This is a genomic window from Psychrobacter sp. Rd 27.2 (assembly GCF_001921755.1).
GTDB lineage: Bacteria > Pseudomonadota > Gammaproteobacteria > Pseudomonadales > Moraxellaceae > Psychrobacter > Psychrobacter celer.
On sequence record NZ_MRYB01000018.1, the window covers coordinates 1 to 20,049 of the forward strand.

Annotated in this window: 16 protein-coding genes; 12 read left to right on the forward strand and 4 right to left on the reverse strand. The window is 48.4% G+C overall.

Annotation, left to right across the window (positions count from 1 at the left end; all coding sequences use genetic code 11):
• Window positions 1-153: 153 nt before the first annotated feature.
• A complete protein-coding gene (locus BTV99_RS11930; RefSeq protein WP_075102588.1) occupies window positions 154-1,173 on the reverse strand; it encodes an adenosine kinase in 1,020 nt (339 codons plus the stop codon).
• A gap of 58 nt (window positions 1,174-1,231) precedes the next feature.
• Window positions 1,232-2,131 (reverse strand): 16S rRNA (cytidine(1402)-2'-O)-methyltransferase, encoded by a 900-nt coding sequence (gene rsmI, locus BTV99_RS11935; RefSeq protein WP_075102589.1) that lies wholly within the window; start codon window positions 2,129-2,131, stop codon window positions 1,232-1,234.
• Window positions 2,132-2,302: 171 nt separating this feature from the next.
• On the opposite strand from rsmI, the gene BTV99_RS11940 reads away from it, so the two are divergent.
• From BTV99_RS11940 to hisC, 8 genes are all read left to right on the forward strand, one after another.
• Window positions 2,303-2,788 (forward strand): YraN family protein, encoded by a 486-nt coding sequence (locus tag BTV99_RS11940; protein ID WP_075102590.1) that lies wholly within the window; start codon window positions 2,303-2,305, stop codon window positions 2,786-2,788.
• Between the two features lie 265 nt (window positions 2,789-3,053).
• The gene (locus BTV99_RS11945) at window positions 3,054-3,929 is read left to right on the forward strand and encodes a BON domain-containing protein (protein ID WP_075102591.1); all 876 of its coding nucleotides are present in this window, start codon (window positions 3,054-3,056) and stop codon (window positions 3,927-3,929) included.
• Between the two features lie 352 nt (window positions 3,930-4,281).
• The gene (locus tag BTV99_RS11950) at window positions 4,282-5,295 is read left to right on the forward strand and encodes an alpha/beta hydrolase (RefSeq protein WP_256713787.1); all 1,014 of its coding nucleotides are present in this window, start codon (window positions 4,282-4,284) and stop codon (window positions 5,293-5,295) included.
• A gap of 157 nt (window positions 5,296-5,452) precedes the next feature.
• A complete protein-coding gene (locus BTV99_RS11955) occupies window positions 5,453-5,704 on the forward strand; it encodes a BolA family protein (protein ID WP_075102592.1) in 252 nt (83 codons plus the stop codon).
• Window positions 5,705-5,858: 154 nt separating this feature from the next.
• Entirely contained in the window at window positions 5,859-7,136 is a 1,278-nt protein-coding gene (gene murA / locus BTV99_RS11960; RefSeq protein WP_075102593.1) for a UDP-N-acetylglucosamine 1-carboxyvinyltransferase, read from the forward strand.
• Between the two features lie 200 nt (window positions 7,137-7,336).
• Window positions 7,337-8,029, forward strand: a complete 693-nt coding sequence (hisG, locus tag BTV99_RS11965; protein WP_075102594.1) for an ATP phosphoribosyltransferase — start codon at window positions 7,337-7,339, stop codon at window positions 8,027-8,029.
• 284 nt (window positions 8,030-8,313) lie between these two features.
• Window positions 8,314-9,609 carry a histidinol dehydrogenase gene (hisD, locus tag BTV99_RS11970; RefSeq protein WP_075102595.1) on the forward strand — a complete coding sequence of 432 codons (1,296 nt, stop codon included), beginning with the start codon at window positions 8,314-8,316 and terminating at the stop codon, window positions 9,607-9,609.
• A gap of 109 nt (window positions 9,610-9,718) precedes the next feature.
• Window positions 9,719-10,861, forward strand: coding sequence for a histidinol-phosphate transaminase (hisC, locus tag BTV99_RS11975; protein WP_075102596.1), 1,143 nt, complete (start codon window positions 9,719-9,721; stop codon window positions 10,859-10,861).
• Window positions 10,862-10,935: 74 nt separating this feature from the next.
• Here hisC and BTV99_RS11980 read toward each other — a convergent pair whose 3' ends face one another.
• Both BTV99_RS11980 and BTV99_RS11985 read right to left on the reverse strand, forming a co-directional pair.
• Window positions 10,936-12,579: an anthranilate synthase component I family protein gene (locus BTV99_RS11980; RefSeq protein ID WP_075102597.1), complete on the reverse strand. Its 1,644-nt coding sequence runs from the start codon at window positions 12,577-12,579 to the stop codon at window positions 10,936-10,938.
• 3 nt (window positions 12,580-12,582) lie between these two features.
• Window positions 12,583-13,818, reverse strand: coding sequence for a beta-ketoacyl synthase N-terminal-like domain-containing protein (locus BTV99_RS11985; RefSeq protein ID WP_075102598.1), 1,236 nt, complete (start codon window positions 13,816-13,818; stop codon window positions 12,583-12,585).
• A 762-nt stretch (window positions 13,819-14,580) separates the two neighbouring features.
• Between BTV99_RS11985 and BTV99_RS11990 the strand changes: the two genes are divergently transcribed.
• The 4 genes from BTV99_RS11990 (at window position 14,581) to fusA (ending at window position 19,756) form a co-directional block, all read left to right on the forward strand.
• On the forward strand, window positions 14,581-15,696 hold the full coding sequence (locus BTV99_RS11990) for an EcsC family protein (RefSeq protein ID WP_075102599.1): 1,116 nt from the start codon (window positions 14,581-14,583) through the stop codon (window positions 15,694-15,696).
• Between the two features lie 479 nt (window positions 15,697-16,175).
• Window positions 16,176-16,550 (forward strand): 30S ribosomal protein S12, encoded by a 375-nt coding sequence (rpsL, locus tag BTV99_RS11995; protein WP_075102600.1) that lies wholly within the window; start codon window positions 16,176-16,178, stop codon window positions 16,548-16,550.
• 206 nt (window positions 16,551-16,756) lie between these two features.
• On the forward strand, window positions 16,757-17,230 hold the full coding sequence (gene rpsG / locus BTV99_RS12000) for a 30S ribosomal protein S7 (RefSeq protein ID WP_075102601.1): 474 nt from the start codon (window positions 16,757-16,759) through the stop codon (window positions 17,228-17,230).
• 399 nt (window positions 17,231-17,629) lie between these two features.
• Window positions 17,630-19,756, forward strand: a complete 2,127-nt coding sequence (gene fusA / locus BTV99_RS12005; RefSeq protein ID WP_075102602.1) for an elongation factor G — start codon at window positions 17,630-17,632, stop codon at window positions 19,754-19,756.
• Window positions 19,757-20,049 lie beyond the last annotated feature (293 nt).

Sequence of the window (20,049 nt, forward strand, 5' to 3'; positions counted from 1 at the left end):
AGTGCGCTTAACCTTTGCTATTGCTAACTTGTCCATAAATAAGTCCCTTTTTCGTAAACTTATTTTAGGACGGGACATACGTCACAAAAAAGCCCATATCGATAAGATATGGGCTTTTATTTGGCACGAAATATCGCTTAGATTATATGTTTATTAAGCGGATAATACGCGCTGCGCAATCTCTTTATAGTCTTGGGAGGCAAGGCGCGGGCCAAATTGCTGAATGACTTGGGCGGCGACAGCGCTTGCCAGACGACCACACTCAGGCAGGCTATAGTGCTGCGATAGCGCATATAAAAAAGCGCCCGCGTAGTTATCACCTGCGCCATTGGTGTCGATGACATTGGCCACCGCTGGCGTGGCGACTTCATACATCTCCAGCTCTGAGTGGTCATCTGACTTATGAGCGATGATTGCGCCATTCGCGCCATCGGTGACGACTGCGGTCTGGCAATACTCAAGGAGCGCGCGGGCGGCGGCTTTGATTTGTTTTTTGTCAGTAAATAGCTTGGCCTCTTCGCTATTACAGAATATCACTGCAACTTTATTGCCGAGCATATTGAGTAGGCCGTCTTTGGCAAACTTCACCACCGCAGGGTCGGCGAAGCTCACCGCGATTTTGGCGTTATGAATACCTGCTTGCTGGCGCAGTTTGATCATCGCAGGTTGGATGCTCTCAGTCATCGCCAGATAGCCTTCTAGATACAGCCAGTCGGCTTGTGTCAGCGCGTCAAAATCGACGTTTTCTGCTGTGATGTCGCTTGAGGTTCCAAGATAGGTTTGCATGGTACGCTCGCCATCTTCGGTCACCGCCACCACACAAGAGCCTGTGACGCCGCCTGTATGTACGGATTTTTTTGAAGTAGCGACGCCTGCAGTGTGCAAGTCTTTTAGATAAAACTCACCTTGAGCATCATCACCGACGCGGCAAGCATAAAACGGCTTGCCACCGAGGCTGGCAAAGGTGTACATGGTATTGGCCGCTGAGCCGCCACCAGCTTGTTTTGAGGGTGCGATTTCTGCCAGTTTGAAATACGCCAGTAGCTGCTGCTGCTCCTCGATAGCCGCCAGCGTCATATTGCCTTTGGTCAGATCTGTCTCTTCTAGGGCAGCATCGGACAGTAGGTACTCGTGGTCCACCAAGGCGTTGCCTATCGCCATTACATCGTACATTTGCTCTCTCCTCACTCAATGATTAATTTGTTGGTATAGTATTTTTTATAACCACAAGCTATTTTGCTTGTAGTTCAAGCAGGCGCTGATAGAGCGCGTTTTTTTTCATGCCAGTGATATCAGCGGCCAAGGCGGCGGCTTTTTTGACCGATAAATCCTCCAGTAGACGTTGTAGTAACGCATCGTGCACACTGATGTCGTCGGCGTCTTGTGCGGTATTGGCACCTGCGACTACCAAGACGATTTCGCCGCGCTGCTGATTGTCATCGGCTTTGACAAACTCAATCAAGTTGCCAAGCGTGCTTTTGTGCACAGTCTCAAAGGTTTTGGTCAGCTCACGGCAAAACGCCGCTTCACGATCAGCGCCAAATATCGCCGCCATGTCCGCTAAGCTTGCCAGAATGCGGTGCGGCGCTTCATAAAATATCAAGGTTTCGGTGCGTGTCGTTAAGGCGGTCAGTTGTTTTTGGCGACCGTGAGTTTTGGCAGGCAAAAACCCAATAAAGCTAAAACGATCTGATGGCAGCCCTGCGACCGATAGCGCGCCAATGGCAGCCGATGCACCCACCACAGGTGATACTCTCACGCCAGCGGCATGCGCCGCTTGTACCAACTGATAGCCTGGGTCACTGACCAGTGGTGTGCCAGCATCACTGATCAAAGCGACGGAATGGCCTTGCTGGATCATCTCGATAATCTTTGGCGTTTGGATGGCGCTGTTGTGCTCATGATAGGCCCATAGCTTATTATGCGCTTTGGGCGCGTCAGCCTCGCTACTGTTGTCTTTGGTATGGATACCAAAGTGCGATAGCAGTTTGCCGGAGGTGCGGGTGTCTTCACAGGCAATGATGGCCACTTGTTTTAAGACATCGATGGCATGCGGCGTCATGTCGCTCAGATTGCCAATCGGCGTGGCAACGATATATAAACAAGCTGGCATCGCGGTAGGGATGGACATGAAAACCTCTGTTGTAAAAGTCAGGCATACAATATAGCGCCACGCTCTATCTTGGCGTTTGATGTGTGGTCTTTAACACAACATCATAATAAAGACCGTAACAACCCCATGAATGCAGGCCATGGTGACAGACCAAATATATAGACAAGGCGCAAAAGTGGTTAGTTTATCATGTTGTGCTATGATAATTCTGAAATGTTCAGCAGGTATCTTGCTCTTATGACCCATCACAAACCCTTACGCCTTAGCTCGCCCAAGCAGCGTCAAGGCAGCTTGTTTGAGCAGCGCGCTTGTGCGTTTTTGCAGGCGCAAGGCTTGACGCTGATTGCACAAAACTGGCAACAACCCAAAATCGGCGAGCTTGACTTGGTCATGCTAGAGACGGGCGCGGCATGGTCGACCCTAGTGTTTGTCGAAGTGCGTCAACGGCGCCAATCAGGGTTTGGCGATGCGCTGCTGAGCATCACCAAATCCAAGCAAAACAAACTCATCAAGGCAGCGCGCTATTTTTTGCAGCAGCACCCTGAGTATAGAGATTTTGATTGCCGGTTTGATGTCATTGCTTATGATACCGCAGGCAAGCACAAACTCGCAGAAGCCCACATGTCTGAGTCGCCGCAGTGGCTGATAGGCGCGTTTATGGCAAATGCTTGGTAAGGCGGCATTGGCTTTTTTACTTATATGACTGAGCATAATTACTGAGTACACTTGGCGCGCTTGGTGCTGATTCTTGTTGTATTAATGAGTCTGAGTGTGCGCGAGCGATGCCAAGGTGTTTGTCGGTTGAGTTATCGTTACCAAAAGCCTAAGCGTTCACCCAAAAAATTGAGTAAAGTAGCTCAATAAAAAAAGCGATGGCATGCCTTGCTCATCAATCATCGCCAATATCTTACTTATTTCATCAGGCTCTAAGAGGTAAATCATGACACGGATGCACTTGCGCACTGCTATTTTTGGCTCATCATACCGCATGACGATAGGCGCTGTGCTGCTGGCAAGCGTCATTAGTACGGGTTGTACCACCAATTATCTGACCAACAGTACTCAAGGGACTTATGGTGTGCCCATGACTGAGCGTACCATTCCGCAGCGTCTGCTGGATCGTAGCATCGAACACACTGCCAAAATCAATGTCTATGGTCTAAAAGAAGACTTGCAGCAGACCAGCCGCATGAGTATCGATAGCTTTAATAGTGAAGTGCTGCTGAGCGGTGAGGTGCCAAGTGCTGCGATCAAGACGGAGATAGAAAACGTCGTCAGCTCCATGCCAGACGTGCGCCGTGTCTATAATGAGCTGACCGTCAGTGCCTCAAAGGGTTATAGCTCGACTGTCCATGATGGTTATATCACCTCAAAAATGCTGGCAAAAGTCGCGACAAGTAACGGCGTCAAAGCATCCCAAATCAAGGTGGTGAGCAACAACGGCGTGGTCTATGTCATGGGGCGTGTGACACCGACGCAGCAAAGCCACTTAATCGATATCGCCAACAACACCGTAGGAGTGACCGAGCTTGTGCTATTGACGACCGTTGTCGATGATAGAGGGGTAAAGATTGGTGAAGACGATATTATGTATGAGGACAATCTGGCCAATCCGGCGTTAGCGCCAGTTGTGCAGCGCTCGGCTGCCGCGCGCGTTGCTGATGAGCCGAGCAGTGCAGTCGCACCCAACCCAGCCCGCGCCACCACGCCTATAGTGGTGACCGAAGCGGGTACGCCTATCGACTCCTCTGCTAGTGAGGCTTCTGCTAGTGAGGCTTCTGCTAGTGAGAATGTCGATATTTATCAAAATCCGTAAATACCTCGTGCGATCGTGAGCCAGTGCCTCGATTGTATTTGGCGCTGATATAGCCGCCGCTGATGACAAGAAGCCTAAACACGAGTAACAGGAAAAACACGAGAAATCTTTTGGCAGCCAGTAAACTGATCACTCTGTAAATGAATGCCTATGAATGCCTATGAATGCCTAGATGATTGACTATAAATAATCCGCGGTAAGTGACTGATGATACGTGGCTAGCGATAAACGATTGGTGATAAGTGAATAAGGGCTTATGATCAAAGTCGTGAGCCAATGTTGCACCACTCAATGTGTCACACACCCAAGCTGATAAATATGGCTAATAAAGACATAAAAAAGGACACTGGCGATGAAGGATCTCAAAACACGCAAGCGGCATCATGACCATGATGATGGCCACAAGCGCCAACACAGTCACAAGACAAGTGCAAAAAGCGCTGACACTCAGGTAGCAAGTAAGAAGATGCTAAAAGTGACGGGCGCGGCGCTGTTGGCAATTGGCGGCGCGGTGCTGGCAAGCCAAAGCGCGCAGGCGTTATCACCCTTGACTCTCGTCAATGGAATTACCTCAGGCGGCGGTGTTGGGGTCAGCAAAGACATCTTGTACGGCGATCAGCCCTTACAGGATTTAGATGTTTATTATCCCAAGCCGTTGACCCGTGCCATGACGGCACAAAGCGCGATCAGTGATCGTTATCCGATGGTGGTGTTTGTCCATGGCGGCTCATGGGAGAGCGGGAACAAAGAGCAATACGCCTTTGTCGGCCAGAGTTTGGCGCAGGCAGGCTATGTCACAGCGGTGATTAATTACCGTAAGGCGCCTGAGCATGTCTATCCTGCTTATGTCAAGGACACCGCGCAAGCGATCGCTTGGAGCCTAAACAACGCGGCCAGCTTGTATGCTGACCCTGCTCGTGTGGCGGTGGTTGGGCACTCTGCTGGAGCGTTCAACGCCGTGGCAGCGGTCGCCAACGAGGAATTTTTGGCCCCTTATCATATCAAGCCAAGCGCTGTAGGGACAGTCGTCGGCATCGCGGGGCCATACAGTTATGACTTTCGTAAGTTTGATAGCGCATCGGCCTTTGCCGCCGCTGCCACGCCAGATGAGGTGATGCCCGATCGTCATATCAAAGGAAAGCAGCCGCCTTATTTATTATTGACGGCCGAAAAAGATGACATCGTCCACGACAGCAATACCATCAAGATGACGCAAGCACTAAAAGCAGCTGGCGTTTCTGTCAAAAACGGTGAAATAGCAGGTGCCAGCCATGCGACCAGTATTGGGGCGATGGCACCGCCGCTACGCTGGGTCAATGACGTGCGCGCGCAAGTGCTTAGCTACCTAGATGACGCCCTGAAATAACGATAAAGGGTGAAAGGCATTGTGGGCACAACTGATTGGTCGCTAGTGCATCATAAAGCATGGTAAAGCAAGACAATACTGTAAGATAGCCAAACTCTTGTTATAATGTCTTCACTTTATATTCATACCCTATTTTATATTTAAGGCAGAGAGATTTATGAGCATGAACGCTGACGACTTGATTGCATTTTTACAGACTCATTTCCCAGACGCTTTTATTCAAGCGGCCAATCAAGGCAACAAGTTTGATGTGCGCGTGGTCGATGTCAGCTTTGAAGGCAAACGCAGCGTTCAGCGTCAGCAAGCGGTATATGCGCTGGTCAATGACAAGATCGCCAGCGGTGATATCCATGCGCTCAATATTCAAGCATTGACGCCTGCTGAGTGGGACGCTCAATCAAAAGGCTAAACGTCACTCTTTATGACGAGACGTTATGCTTAAGCCTGTTAATTAGACGCCTCAAACCTATGGCTTCATTTATTGTCTAAATCGCAGGTTTTGGTGGTTTGGTTTTTGTTTTTTTATATTCATTTTTTATACTCATCGCTAGGTTGCCACTTTTATGGATCAATTTTTAATCACGGGTAGTAGTCGTATTGCAGGGGAAGTTACGATTTCAGGCGCCAAAAATGCCGCGCTGCCGTTACTTGCGGCCATGATATTGGCTGAGACCCCAACGACATTACATAATGTGCCATCGCTACAAGATGTGCGTACCCTGATTGCATTGATCGGTGGTATGGGCATCCACATTCAAAAACAAGGTGATACGGTCACGTGCGATACCAAAACCATCGATAATTTTTATGCGCCCTATAATCTGGTCAAGACCATGCGCGCGTCGATTTTGGTATTGGGGCCTTTGCTGGCACGTTTTGGTGAAGCAGAAGTCTCATTGCCAGGTGGCTGCGCGATTGGCTCGCGTCCTGTCGATCAGCATCTCAAAGCCTTTGAAGCCATGGGCGCTACTATCAGCGTCGAAAACGGCTATGTCAAAGCGCAAGCGCCAAAAGGCGGCAAACTAATCGGCTGTAACTTCTCGTTTGATATGATCACGGTCGGCGGCACTGAAAACGTCATCATGGCGGCTGCCCTTGCTAAAGGTACTACAGTGCTTGGCAACTGCGCGCTGGAGCCAGAAGTGGTGGATTTGGCCAACATGCTGGTCGCGATGGGTGCCAAGATAAGCGGCATCGGTACCTCGACCATGACCATCGAAGGCGTTGAGCGTTTGCATGGTTGTGAGTATTCAGTAGTGGCGGATCGTATCGAGACAGGCTCTTATCTGGCAGGCGCGCTGATGACTCGCGGTGATGTATTGGCCAAAAACACCTCTGCGCTGTTATTGACCCCTGTGCTAGAGAAGTTTGAAGATATGGGCGCGGTGATTACCACAGGTGATGACTGGATTCGCGCGCAAATGACGAGTCGACCAAGACCTGTCAATATCCGCACTCAGCCGCATCCTGGTTTTCCAACAGATATGCAGGCGCAGCTCATGGCGATTAGCTGTCTGGCCGATGGCACCAGTACCTTTATCGAAAATATCTTCGAAAACCGCTATATGCACGTGCCAGAGCTCAATCGTTTGGGCGCATCCATTCAGGTAGACGGTCATGCTGCCGTAGTTACGGGTGTCGAAAACTTTACCGCCGCGCCTGTGATGGCGACCGATTTACGCGCATCGATGTCTTTGGTGATGGCCGCGGCGACCGCCGAAGGTGAGAGCTTGATCGATCGTATTTATCATATCGATCGCGGCTATGAAAACGTAGAAAGCAAACTGCGTGCGCTCGGCGTCAATATCGAACGTATCAATAGCAACAATAGCAACGACTAGGCGGCAGTTTTTTGCTGATTTTTGTCAGCAACTACATAAAACCATGCCTTAAGTCAGTCAGACACTGAACGACTCAGTAAACCCTTATGCGTCATGTCCTTTAAGAGTTTGGCGCATGAAGGTTTACTCTAATCGCTTAGCAATGATAAATTCACGCCCCGCTATCGGGGATGCCAACTGTACATGGACACGATGTCATTATGACCGAAGCAAGCACCCGCCAATCAAATGATGGTTTATTAAACCAAGTTAATGAGGAATTTTCAGGCTTAACGCTGGCCTTATCTAAAGGCCGTATTTTAGAAGAGACCATGCCTTTGCTGCGCGCAGCGGGCGTTGAGTTGTTAGAAGACCCTGAAGCCTCGCGTAAGCTTATTTTTCCGACCTCAAACCCTAATGTACGCGTCTTAATTTTGCGTGCCAGTGATGTACCGACCTACGTCGAGCATGGCGCTGCGGACTTTGGTGTGGCGGGTAAAGATGTACTGCTTGAGCACGGTGCCAACCATGTGTATGAGCTGCTGGATTTGCAGATTGCCCAGTGCAAATTGATGACCGCAGGCGTAAAGGACGCGCCATTGCCCAATCGTCGTCTGCGCATCGCCACCAAGTACGTCAATGTGGCTCGGGCGTATTTTGCCAGCCAAGGCCAGCAGGTCGATGTGATCAAACTATACGGTTCGATGGAGCTGGCACCGCTGGTCGGACTCGGAGACCTCATCGTCGATGTGGTCGATACAGGGAACACCTTGCGTGCCAACGGCCTTGAAGCTCGTGACCATATCTGCGATGTATCGTCGCGCCTTATTGTCAATCAAGTCAGTTACAAGCGTAAGTTTGCCTTGCTTGAGCCAATTTTGGACAGCTTTAAAGACAGCATTGCGAGTGCTTAACATCTCAGTGTTTGATGCCTTAGTGTGTCATTTATCCATACTTGCAAAGACAATGTGCTTCATTGGTAATATTAAGTACAGTGATGCAAATTTTTAAACCAGTTCGGCGCTCTATGATAGGCATAGCGTGCTAAACTGGTTTTATTGTATGGGTTTGTCAAAACATAAAAGCCCAGTATAATCTAAACCAGACCCTAGCCACAGATACGTATCACAGTATCAGACTCGCTTGTTTTTACTCGTTAATGTTCCGTAGCATACATGCTCAGATATAGGATTAGCTCATGCGCCAGTTAAGTACCCAAGATGCCGATTTTGATAGCCAGTTGACCGAGCTGCTTGCTTTTGAGACGGTCAATGACGCCGATTTGTTAACGACTGTTGATGATATCATCGCGCAAGTGCGTCATCAGGGTGATAGCGTGGTACTGGCATTGACTCAGCAATTTGACCAGCATCCAGCGACTACCATGCAAGAGTTAGAGCTATCTAAGGAGGCACTTGCTGAGGCCTTTGAGCAATTAGACGATACGGTAAAAACCGCGCTAAGCACGGCTGCTGCGCGCGTACAGAGCTTCCATGAGCGCCAAGTCCAAGACAGCTGGCAGTATGAAGATGCGCTGGGTAACCGTTTGGGGCAAAAAATCACCCCGCTGGATCGCGTCGGCATCTATGTGCCAGGCGGTCTGGCCTCGTATCCCTCATCGGTTCTGATGAATGCTATCCCAGCCAAAGTCGCTGGCGTGAGTGATGTTATCATGGTGGTGCCAGCGCCTAATGGGGTGCTCAATCCACTGGTGCTGGCCGCGGCGCACTTGGCACAAGTAGACCGAGTCTTTACCATCGGCGGCGCCCAAGCGGTTGCTGCGTTGGCATATGGTACCGAGACGATACCAGCCGTGGACAAAATCACTGGCCCTGGTAATAAATACGTCGCTGCGGCCAAGCGTGCGGTATTTGGTCAAGTGGGTATTGATATGATTGCTGGCCCCTCTGAGGTGCTGGTGTACGCAGAAGGGCAGGCGCAAGATCGCGCAGACTGGTTGGCGATGGATTTGTTGTCACAAGCAGAGCACGACCGTATCGCCCAAGCCATCTTTGTGACGACCAGTCGCGAGCAGCTCGACGCGGTGGCAGCTGAAATCGAAAAAGCCTTAAGCGAGCTACCAAAAGCGGATATCGCGCGCGACTCATTACAAAATCGCGGCGCGCTGATTTTGGTCAAAGACCGTGCGGAGGGCATGGCAGTGATCAACCGCGTGGCGCCTGAGCATTTAGAGCTGTCGGTCGATGAGCCTGATGCCTTGCTCGCTGATATTCGTCATGCTGGGGCGATTTTTATGGGACGTCACACTCCTGAGGCCATCGGTGATTACTGTGCAGGCCCCAACCATGTATTGCCGACATCGGGGACAGCGCGTTTTTCTTCACCGCTTGGTGTTTATGATTTTCAAAAAAAATCCTCTATCATCTATTGTAGCGCAGCGGGCAGTAAGCCCTTGGCCGAAACGGCAGATATTTTAGCGCAGCGTGAGGACTTAGAGGCCCACGCGCGCTCAGCCCGTTATCGTTATCAATAATCGGCGTGTCAGAGTGGCGTATGTTTTTACGCCAACGAGCAAGCGTTAGTTTTTTAAATATTAGGTCTGTAAACTTTGATAGTCTTTGTGGCTAATAGTAGGATAACTTATGAATGAGTTAAAGATAGATACCAGACTTTGGTCATCCAAAGCACGTAACTTGTCACCTTATGTACCAGGTGAGCAGCCGCAACACGACAATTTATGTAAATTAAACACCAACGAAAACCCGTTTCCACCCTCACCTAAAGTCGGTGAGACCATCGCTCAGGTCTTAGCGCAGCAGGCGGATGATTTGCGTTTATATCCAGCGCCTGAGTCTGATGAGCTACGCACCGCTTTGGCTCAGCTATACGACCTTGATGCCAATCAAGTGTTTGTCGGCAATGGTTCAGATGAAGTGCTGGCGCTGGTATTTGCCAGTTTTTTCTTAAAAGAGCGCCCTGTGCTCTCGCCTGACATTGGCTATAGTTTTTATCCAGTGTATGCCCATACTTTTGGTATAGAGCTGGTGCAAATTGCGCTAGAAGACGATTTTAGTATCGATCCGGATGCTTATCGTCAGCCTTGTAGTGGCATCATTATCGCCAACCCCAATGCGCCGACAGGACTGCTGTTATCGCTTGCGGATATTCGTAAGTTGGCAAGCGAGCATTCAAACTCGGTGATTGTGATTGATGAGGCATATATCGACTTTGCGCAAGTAGAAGAGGGCAGTTTGGAGACAGAGGTTTCAGCTGTGAGTCTTATCAACGAGTGCGATAATATTTTGGTCACCCAAACGTTTTCCAAATCGCGTTCACTGGCAGGTTTGCGCGTTGGGATGGCCTTTGGTAATGCCTCATTAATCGAAGCCTTAACACGCATGAAAAACAGCTTTAACAGCTATCCGCTCGATAAATTGGCACAAGCTGGGGCGACGGCGAGTGTGTTAGATGTAGAGTATTTTGAGCAAACGCGTCAGCAAGTGATCGATTTACGTGAGTCACTGACAGCGAGCCTACAGTCATTGGGCTATCAAGTGCTGCCTTCGCATACCAACTTTGTGTTTGCGCGTCCTAAAGAGGGCAATGCCAGCGAAGTCGCCGCTGCTCTACGTGAGCAAGGCATCATCGTGCGTCACTTTGACAAGCCGCGTATCAGTGAGTATCTGCGTATCACGGTCGGTACCGCCGAGCAGCACCAAAGATTGATAGCGGCGCTGATGGTATTGCATGCAGATAGCAACACGATAGATAGCACCGCTGAGTAGGTAGCGCCAATCCCTATCCTATCAGTATCATAACGCAACGCCTGTCAGTATCATACTGTGCAGGCTTTTTTATGTCAGGGTTTTTGCGCCAGCACGTCCAATAGATTGCCCACTTTATCTAGACACTCTTGATATTCAGCAGCGCAGTCAGAGGCCACCGTGATACCGCCGCCCGCCCATAAATTGACCTGCGTGTTTTGCTGCGGCGCATGGCGTGCTTGTAGCGTGCGTATCAGTACATTCCACTGTCCACTTCCATCAAAATTCATATAACCCATGGTACCGCAGTATGCGCCGCGCGGTGCTTGCTCCAACTCAGAGATGATTTCGACAGCGCGTTTTTTGGGCGTGCCGGTGATAGAGCCTGCTGGCAAGCTGCCAAACAACACTGTAAGCGGATGGGCGTCGTCTTTTAGCTCGGCGCGAATGGTGCTGACCATATGATGGACATTGCTAAAGCTCTCGATAGCAAACAGCTTGGGTACTTTGACGCTACCGATTTTGGCATACTTACCCAAGTCGTTACGCAATAAGTCGACGATCATGACGTTTTCGGCGCGATCCTTTTCACTATCGATCAGCTGCTGCTTATAGGCATTATCTTGTGTGGGGTTGGTGCTGCGTGGCATGGTGCCTTTGATGGGTTTGGTGATGATATGATGTGTGCCGCTATTAGGTTCTTTGGTAAAGGTAAAAAATAGCTCAGGCGAGCAGCTTAATAGCTCAAATTGAGTGTTAACGCTATGAGGGTCACGAGCATCGAGGCTATTGTCGCTATTATCAAACCTATCGTCATCATGCGGCTGGGTTTGTAAGTACCCTGCAAAGGGCGCTTGGGTGTTTTGATGGAGCGCTGGCAAATAATCGATCAGACTTGTGGCCTGAGTGGATGTACTCTCGCTCGCCAGCTGTCCTGTCCATTCTTGGGTCAGGTTGATCTGATAGCAGTCGCCTTGCTCTAGGTAGTATTGGGTTTTATCAAAAGCGGCTTGATAGTCATGTTGGTGCCAGCGCGGCTGTAGGTATAATGGCGCAGGCGTTTTTGCAACGCTATTAGTTGCTTTAGATAGCTGTTGTTCTAGTGAGTCTAAGCAGGATATCAGCGAGTCAAGCGCTGGGTCCGTCTCAGCGGCTGCTATATGTCGCCCTACGGTACGCAGTGCCCAGCCATGACCGCTATCGCAGGGCGTCAGATATATGTCGTAATGCCCCAATACCGCACAGGGCTGCGCTGCCAGCTCGATAGCGTCCGCTGGGCTCAGCTCGTGAGCTGCGATGTCATAGCCGATAAACCCTATCAGCCCGTGGTGATAGTGCGGTGGCGCGCTAGGGTCTGCTTGGCTATTTGTGTCGGTCTGATGGGTTTGACCATAGGCAATGAGCACTTCTTGCCAAGCTTCATAGCTCATGGTGTGGTAAGTGGCCGCGTGCTTGTCGCCACGGCGGCGGCCAACGACGGTATAAGCGGTAGGCTGCCTGGGTTCGGGCGTGGTCGCATAGACAGACCAAGCCATTTTGGGCAGCAAGCCAATCACTGGTCGTCCAGCATTGTTTAGCCAAACCAGTTGCCAGTTGGCCTGAGCGTCTTGCTTGAGTAAGTGGCGCTGCAGCTTTGGCAACAGCTCAGCTGCACCCAGCGCACCAAAACGCCAGCTAGGGTGAGTAGCTGGCGATGGGGTAGGGTTTATGTGATTGGTAGAATGAGTGTTTACAGACATTATTTAGGCGTCAAACTTTTTGATGATTAGTGTGGCATTGGTACCGCCAAAGCCAAAGCTGTTGCTCATGATGGTCTCAAGTGATGCATCACGCTTGTCAGTGACGATATCAAAGCCTTTAGCAGCAGGGTCTAGCTCTTTGACATTGATGCTAGGGGCGATAAAGCCTTCTTGTAGCATGAGCAGGCAATAAATCAGCTCTTGCGCGCCGACAGCGCCGAGACTATGACCAGTCATCGACTTGGTAGAGCTGATCGCAGGTACTTTGCTGATATCGCCGTCAAACACCTGCGCGATGGCTTTGAGCTCGGTGATATCGCCCAGTGGCGTACTGGTGCCGTGGGTATTGATATAGTCGACGCTCTCTAGCCCTGCGTCTGCTAAGGCTTGTTGCATACAGCGCACTGCACCTTCGCCGCTAGGGGCGACCATCTCAGCGCCATCAGAGCTGGCACCATAGCCGACGATTTCTGCTAAGATATTGGCGCCGCGTGCCTTTGCATGTTCGAGGCTTTCGACCACCACCATCGCGCCGCCTGCCGCGATGACAAAACCGTCACGGTCTTTGTCATAAGCTCTAGAGGCAAGGGTTGGTGTGTCATTATATTGAGTACTGACCGCGCCCATGGCATCAAACATACAAGACTGGGTCCAGTGCTCAGCCTCACTACCACCAGCGAGTACCACATCGGCCTTGCCAAGTTGAATCAGCTCGGCGGCATGACCGATACAATGTGTCGAGGTGGCACAAGCCGAGCTAAGAGAGTAAGACACCCCTTGGATTTTTAGTCCTGTGGCCAGTGCGGCCGATACCGAGCTGCCCATGGTTTTTGGTACTGCCATTGCGCCGACGCCGCGCAGACCTTTGGCGCGCATCGCATCGATGGCACTGACGATGTTTTCTGTCGATGCACCGCCCGAGCTTGCCACCACCCCAACTCGCGGGTTGTTGTTGATGGTCTCAAGTGACAAGCCTGCATGCTCGATGGCGCTCAACGCACTGACATAAGCATAAAGGCTGGCGTCACTAAAAAAACGTTTTAGTTTACGGTCGATGCCACTGGTATCTAGCGTCGACTGATCAATACTGCCGCTGACCTGAGATTTAAAGTCATGCTCAGCATAAGACTCGTTAAAGGTAATACCTGACTGTCCTTGTTTGAGTGCAGCAGTGACAGTGGCCAAATCATGTCCGATACAAGAGACAATCCCTGCTCCAGTGATAACAACGCGGCGCATATTCTATTCCTTCTGAGTAATAATTTTTAGTAATTGCTGTCCCTATATTTTACTTATAGGTCGTCTAGAGCGGGTTTTTATTAAACCTCATCTTTGAGATGAGCAGGCTCTAGATAATGGTGCTGATAATAATATAGTTAGATGAATGTAAAACTGTTATGGATTTAAACGCGCTACTGGTATAAATTTTACTTGCGTGCTGCGTTCCCAGAGGCTGCGCAAAATTCATCCCAGTAGCGCTATGACATTTTTAGAGTGTATCGACTATAGTAAGTAAGTGATACGATAAGCTTGAGAGTATAGCACTTGAGGCCAGCGCATATGATACCGTATCAGTGCCCCAAAATCTTTGTACAAGTGCAAAATAACCACAAAACTGCCCCAAGCACCAAATAGCGCTACAGCTATAACCAAGAGCGGCCAACAGCACATGCTTATCTGTCAGTATAAAGAATAAAAAAAGCCATAAACACGTTATGCTTTATACTTTTAGATACAAAACTGGTGACGGCAATAACATTGTTGGCACTGACAGGCAGACAGACAATTGACTAAGATGACACATCTTCAAATACTATTTATCATGTATGACGAGTTATCATGTATCACAAGCTTGGCGCATGACAAATGGTAATGACAAAACGGCTAGCAATAACAAAACTAAAAAACACCAAAATCAGCATAAAGCTGATAGGCGTTGATTGTTAAACAAATTGATTGTTAAATTATACAATAACCATTCATCATATTAAGGACAACCAGATGGCAAAGCGTAGCACTCTCTCGAAGGGCGTCAGCAGTATCGGCGCATTTACCCGCAATAATTTAGAGCGTATGGGCGCTGTGATTGATGGCATGAATGCCAAAACCAGCAAGCCGCGTCAATACAAAGCCGTAAATTTAGGGGATGACGACTATCAGCAAGACCTGTTTCGCGAGCAGACGTTAAAGGCCACTCAGCAGCTGCTTGGTCCACGTTTTGCTACTTATGGCAAATACGCCAAAAAAGTGGTGCCCAATAGCTTGTTTCAATCGACCCTTGATGGCGCATTTGCTCAAGTGGCCAAGCTCGCCTTTAACTGGAGTCAGATTGATTTGCCTCATGAGCATCGCTTTGCCAATATCGAGAGTTTAGATGACGAGCAGCGTTATGCCTTAGCGACAGATATCGCTAATCAAAACCGCGCACTTGCAACCATGGGCGGCCTGACAGGCTTGGCAGGATTGCCAGGGCTGCTTGCCGACACTTTATGGTTGCTTTTGGTTTCTCTACGTACCGTTTATCAGCTGGCGGCTGTATACAATAAACCGCTGACCGGCACGCAAGGTATCAAGATGGCTTATGAGCTGCTTGCCAATGCCGACCTGAGTAAAATGCAAGAAAAACAAGCGCTGCTGGCGGGCATAGGCATTGGTAAAGGGCTGCTAGACAATGCACAAAACAACGGCTTGCATAATGAGCTAAAAAACCTCGGCTTAAAAAATAAAAACGTCAATTTTTATGCCGAGCAAGTAGACCGCGTCGCCAGTCAAGTGGGTATTGATTTAGACCAGATTAATTTGTCATGGGTGCGCCGCTTACTGCCCGCCACCGCTGTCGTTATCGGTATGCGTTACAACAGCCAGCTGATTGATGAGGTCATCGGCGTGGCGCAAGCAACCTTTGCTCCAGAAGCCAAATTGGCAAACCGTGCTATCACTGATGACAGCAGTAGTGAAGTGGAGGTCGATAAAGCCGGCGATAATGCGCAAAAAACAGATGAGCAGGCTGAGCAAACAGACGCAAAAAACACAGATACAGCAGATAAAAACGCAAAAAATAGCGACAAGGCAAAGGCTGATAAAAAGTCTTTAGAGCAGCCGTCCACTGATAAGTAGGCGCAGCACCATACCTTAATCTTAAGGGCGCGTTAGAGAGATAACAGGCTGGCTTTGGCGTCTAAACGGATTCTAAGCGAGGTTTAAGCCTAGCGTAGGGCTTCATACCCACTTGAAAAACGCGCCGATGTCGCCATTTATTTCATACCAAGCTTTATTTGCTTGTATGCTTTGTCTATTTTTTTGCTTATTTACTGGTTTGCATATGACTATTTTGTGATAAGCGTATAGCCAACACTTTAGCGGTTCTCGCTGCATGATAGTTAGCGAAAAACAGATAAAGTGGTATAGTAAGCAGCTGCATGCATATCTACCACAGGTTGTAAAGTGCAACCATTCATAAGTGGTTGAAATAGCAGCAACAACTCTTTATAATACACTGTCCTAAAAATGGGTGCGTCAAAATCTGGCATTTATGTCAGATAGTTGGCGTGTTTCCCCATTTTTTTGTTTTATACCAAACGGGAGAAGGATGCCTTATGGCAACAACTAACCAATTGATTCGTAAAGGCCGCAAGTCCATCAAGGAAAAGTCAAAAGTTCCTGCGTTGGAAGCGTGCCCACAGCGCCGCGGTGTATGTACTCGCGTATATACTACCACGCCAAAAAAACCAAACTCTGCCATGCGTAAAGTATGTCGTGTACGTTTGACTTCAGGCTATGAAGTATCAAGCTACATCGGCGGTGAAGGCCATAACCTACAAGAGCACAGTGTTGTTCTTATCCGTGGTGGTCGTGTTAAAGATCTACCAGGTGTACGTTATCACACCGTTCGCGGTGCACTTGACTGCGCAGGCGTTAAAGACCGTAAGCAAGGTCGCTCTAAGTACGGTGCTAAGAAGCCTAAAGTTTAATAACTAAACGTTATTTGCTTAGCTTTTAGTACTACCCAATAACTGTGCATGGGTTCGGTGTCGACAGTAGTTAGATTGATAAGATATAACTTACCCTTAAACATACCACCATGCAGTAAGGCTAACTGACAACTCATCACTATGCTCTATGATGACAAGTATGATGTTGTGAATGTTGGACACTCCTGAAGACAAGGAAATTTATTATGCCAAGACGTCGCGTCGTTGCTGCCCGTGAGATCCTACCGGATCCTAAGTTTGGTAGCCAAACTGTTGCAAAATTCATCAACCATGTAATGAGTCATGGTAAAAAATCTACTGCTGAGCGTATCGTTTATGGTGCACTTGAGACAGTTAGTGCAAAACGTAATATCGAAGATCCAGTAGCTTTCTTTGAAGAAGTCTTAGAAAACGTACGCCCAATGGTCGAAGTAAAAGCTCGCCGTGTGGGTGGTGCTACCTATCAAGTACCAATGGAAGTACGCCCCTCCCGTCGTACTGCCTTGGCAATGCGTTGGTTAGCCGAAGCTGCTGCTAAGCGTTCTGAAAAATCAATGTCTCTACGTTTGGCAGGCGAGTTAAACGACGCTGCTGACGGTAAAGGCAATGCCATGAAAAAGCGTGACGAAGTTCACCGTATGGCAGATGCTAACAAAGCATTCTCTCATTACCGCTTCTAAGCTACTAAAGATGAGGCTACTAATCATTAGTGGCTTTTGATAAGCGTGATGAATTGATGGCTATGCCGATTGATTCTGTATTTTTCCGTTCTATGGATTGCCGCCATCATTGCTGCAGCTAAAAAACTGAAGGTTTAATGGTTTTTAGCTGCGATGGCGGACATCTCTCAAGATGTTTTTTGCACAGTAACTTTGCACAGTAACACTGTTGTTAAAAAGTTTGCTTAACAGGAAATGTCCCAAATTTTATGCTGCAATATTCTTAGTATTTGCTCTTTTGTTGTCCGTATTAGGCCCAATAATCAGTAAGTAATATCACGAAGCTCACCGCTTTGTCATAGAGTATTAGGCAGAGACACAACACATTATTATATACACGAATTTCCCTAGGAAAACACTATGGCTCGTAAAACTCCCCTAAAGCGCTATCGCAATATCGGTATTTCAGCGCACATTGATGCTGGTAAGACGACTACTACTGAGCGTGTTTTATTCTATACTGGTGTAAACCATAAGCTAGGCGAGAGCCATGACGGCGCTGCCACTATGGACTGGATGGAGCAAGAACAAGAGCGCGGTATTACTATTACCTCGGCTGCAACGACTTGCTTCTGGAAAGGCATGGCGAACCAGTTCGACGAACACCGTATCAACATCATTGACACCCCAGGCCACGTTGACTTCACTATCGAAGTTGAGCGTTCTATGCGTGTTCTTGATGGCGCTTGCATGGTTTACTGTGCAGTGGGCGGCGTTCAGCCACAGTCTGAAACCGTATGGCGTCAGGCAAACAAATACAAAGTGCCACGTTTGGCATTTGTAAACAAAATGGACCGCGTTGGTGCTGATTTTTATCGCGTTATCGATCAAATCAAAACGCGTCTAGGCGGCAAGCCAGTACCATTGGTTATCCCAATTGGTAAAGAAGACGACTTTGAAGGCGTTGTGGATCTTGTGTCTATGAAAGCCATCTATTGGGACGAAGCGTCTCAAGGCATGAAGTATGAAGAGCGTGAGATTCCAGCTGAGCTACAAGACAAAGCAGAAGAATACCGTGAGTATCTCGTAGAAAACGCTGCTGAAGCTTCAGAAGAGTTGATGAATGAATATCTTGAAAATGGTGAATTGACTGAAGAGCAAATCCACAGCGCACTTCGTCAGCTGACTATCGACAACGAAATCATTCCACTTCTTTGTGGCACTGCCTTTAAAAACAAAGGTGTACAAAAGATGCTAGATGCGGTTATTCAGTATCTACCTGCACCAATCGACGTACCTGCTATTAAAGGTATCCTCGATGATAAAGACGAAACTGAAGGCAGCCGTGAAGCGTCAGACGAAGCACCTTTCTCTGCTCTAGCATTTAAGATCATGAACGATAAGTTCGTTGGTAACCTAACCTTCGTTCGTGTTTACTCAGGTGTGATTAAGCAAGGCGCTAGCGTTTATAACCCAGTAAAGATGAAGCGTGAGCGTGTTGGCCGTATCGTACAGATGATGGCAGATTCTCAAGAAGAGCTAGAAGAAATCCGTACTGGTGATATCGCTGCATTGGTAGGTATGAAAGACGTAACCACGGGTGACACGTTATGTGACGAGCAAAACGTTATCACGCTTGAGCGTATGGAATTTCCAGATCCAGTTATCTCTCTAGCAGTTGAGCCAAAGACCAAAGCTGACCAAGAAAAAATGTCAATTGCTCTAGGTCGTTTGGCCAAAGAAGATCCATCATTCCGCGTTCGCACAGACGAAGAGTCTGGTCAGACCATCATCAGTGGTATGGGTGAGCTGCATCTTGAGATCTTGGTTGACCGTATGAAGCGTGAGTTTAACGTAGAAGCAAACATCGGTGCGCCGCAGGTTGCTTATCGTGAGACCATTCGTAACTCAGTTGAACAAGAAGGCAAGTTTGTACGTCAGACTGGTGGTCGTGGTAAATTCGGTCACGTTTGGCTACGTCTTGAGCCGCTTGATCCAGCGGGCGAAGTATTATATGAGTTCTCTGAAGAAGTTGTCGGTGGTGTGGTACCAAAAGAGTATCACGGTGCAGTCGATAAAGGTATTCAAGAGCGCATGAAAAACGGCGTACTTGCAGGCTACCCAGTGGTCGGCGTAAAAGCGACCTTGTACGATGGTTCTTACCATGACGTTGACTCGGATGAGCTATCATTTAAAATGGCTGGTTCAATCGCGTTCCGCAAAGGCTTCATGGCAGCAAACCCAACGCTACTAGAGCCTGTGATGAAAGTAGAAGTTGAAACGCCAGAAGACTATATGGGCGATATCATGGGCGATCTAAACCGCCGCCGTGGTATGGTTCAGGGCATGGAAGACTTGCCTGGTGGTACCAAGCAAATTCGTGCTGAAGTACCATTAGCGGAAATGTTTGGTTATGCCACACAAATGCGCTCAATGTCACAGGGCCGTGCAACTTACTCAATGGAATTCCAGAAGTATGCTGAGATTCCAAAATCAGTTGCAGAATCTATCATCTCTAAGTACAACTCTAAAGATGATGACGAGTAAATAACGCTCAATAAAATGACAATATAAAGCATATCTTTATATTGTCAGAGAAGAATCCGCCAATAACTTGTTAAAAGACTTGTTATTGGCCGTGATTTTCTTATAATATCTGCACATTAGTATGTGCAACCTTTTAACAATTATTTTAATGTGGTCTCTACTGCTTTAGCTTTTATCTATATGAAATTTAATATTTATATCAGTTAAGCGCCGACCCCAAAAAAAGAGGAATTACCCATGGCAAAGGCCAAGTTTGAACGCAACAAGCCACACGTCAACGTCGGCACCATCGG

Bases quoted from the DNA above. Each gene is read 5' to 3' on its own strand.
- BTV99_RS11930 (WP_075102588.1), bottom strand. From the start codon at position 1,173: ATGTACGATGTAATGGCGATAGGCAACGCCTTGGTGGACCACGAGTAC.
- rsmI (WP_075102589.1), bottom strand. From the start codon at position 2,131: ATGTCCATCCCTACCGCGATGCCAGCTTGTTTATATATCGTTGCCACG.
- BTV99_RS11940 (WP_075102590.1), top strand. From the start codon at position 2,303: ATGTTGTGCTATGATAATTCTGAAATGTTCAGCAGGTATCTTGCTCTT.
- BTV99_RS11945 (WP_075102591.1), top strand. From the start codon at position 3,054: ATGACACGGATGCACTTGCGCACTGCTATTTTTGGCTCATCATACCGC.
- BTV99_RS11950 (WP_256713787.1), top strand. From the start codon at position 4,282: ATGAAGGATCTCAAAACACGCAAGCGGCATCATGACCATGATGATGGC.
- BTV99_RS11955 (WP_075102592.1), top strand. From the start codon at position 5,453: ATGAGCATGAACGCTGACGACTTGATTGCATTTTTACAGACTCATTTC.
- murA (WP_075102593.1), top strand. From the start codon at position 5,859: ATGGATCAATTTTTAATCACGGGTAGTAGTCGTATTGCAGGGGAAGTT.
- hisG (WP_075102594.1), top strand. From the start codon at position 7,337: ATGACCGAAGCAAGCACCCGCCAATCAAATGATGGTTTATTAAACCAA.
- hisD (WP_075102595.1), top strand. From the start codon at position 8,314: ATGCGCCAGTTAAGTACCCAAGATGCCGATTTTGATAGCCAGTTGACC.
- hisC (WP_075102596.1), top strand. From the start codon at position 9,719: ATGAATGAGTTAAAGATAGATACCAGACTTTGGTCATCCAAAGCACGT.
- BTV99_RS11980 (WP_075102597.1), bottom strand. From the start codon at position 12,579: ATGTCTGTAAACACTCATTCTACCAATCACATAAACCCTACCCCATCG.
- BTV99_RS11985 (WP_075102598.1), bottom strand. From the start codon at position 13,818: ATGCGCCGCGTTGTTATCACTGGAGCAGGGATTGTCTCTTGTATCGGA.
- BTV99_RS11990 (WP_075102599.1), top strand. From the start codon at position 14,581: ATGGCAAAGCGTAGCACTCTCTCGAAGGGCGTCAGCAGTATCGGCGCA.
- rpsL (WP_075102600.1), top strand. From the start codon at position 16,176: ATGGCAACAACTAACCAATTGATTCGTAAAGGCCGCAAGTCCATCAAG.
- rpsG (WP_075102601.1), top strand. From the start codon at position 16,757: ATGCCAAGACGTCGCGTCGTTGCTGCCCGTGAGATCCTACCGGATCCT.
- fusA (WP_075102602.1), top strand. From the start codon at position 17,630: ATGGCTCGTAAAACTCCCCTAAAGCGCTATCGCAATATCGGTATTTCA.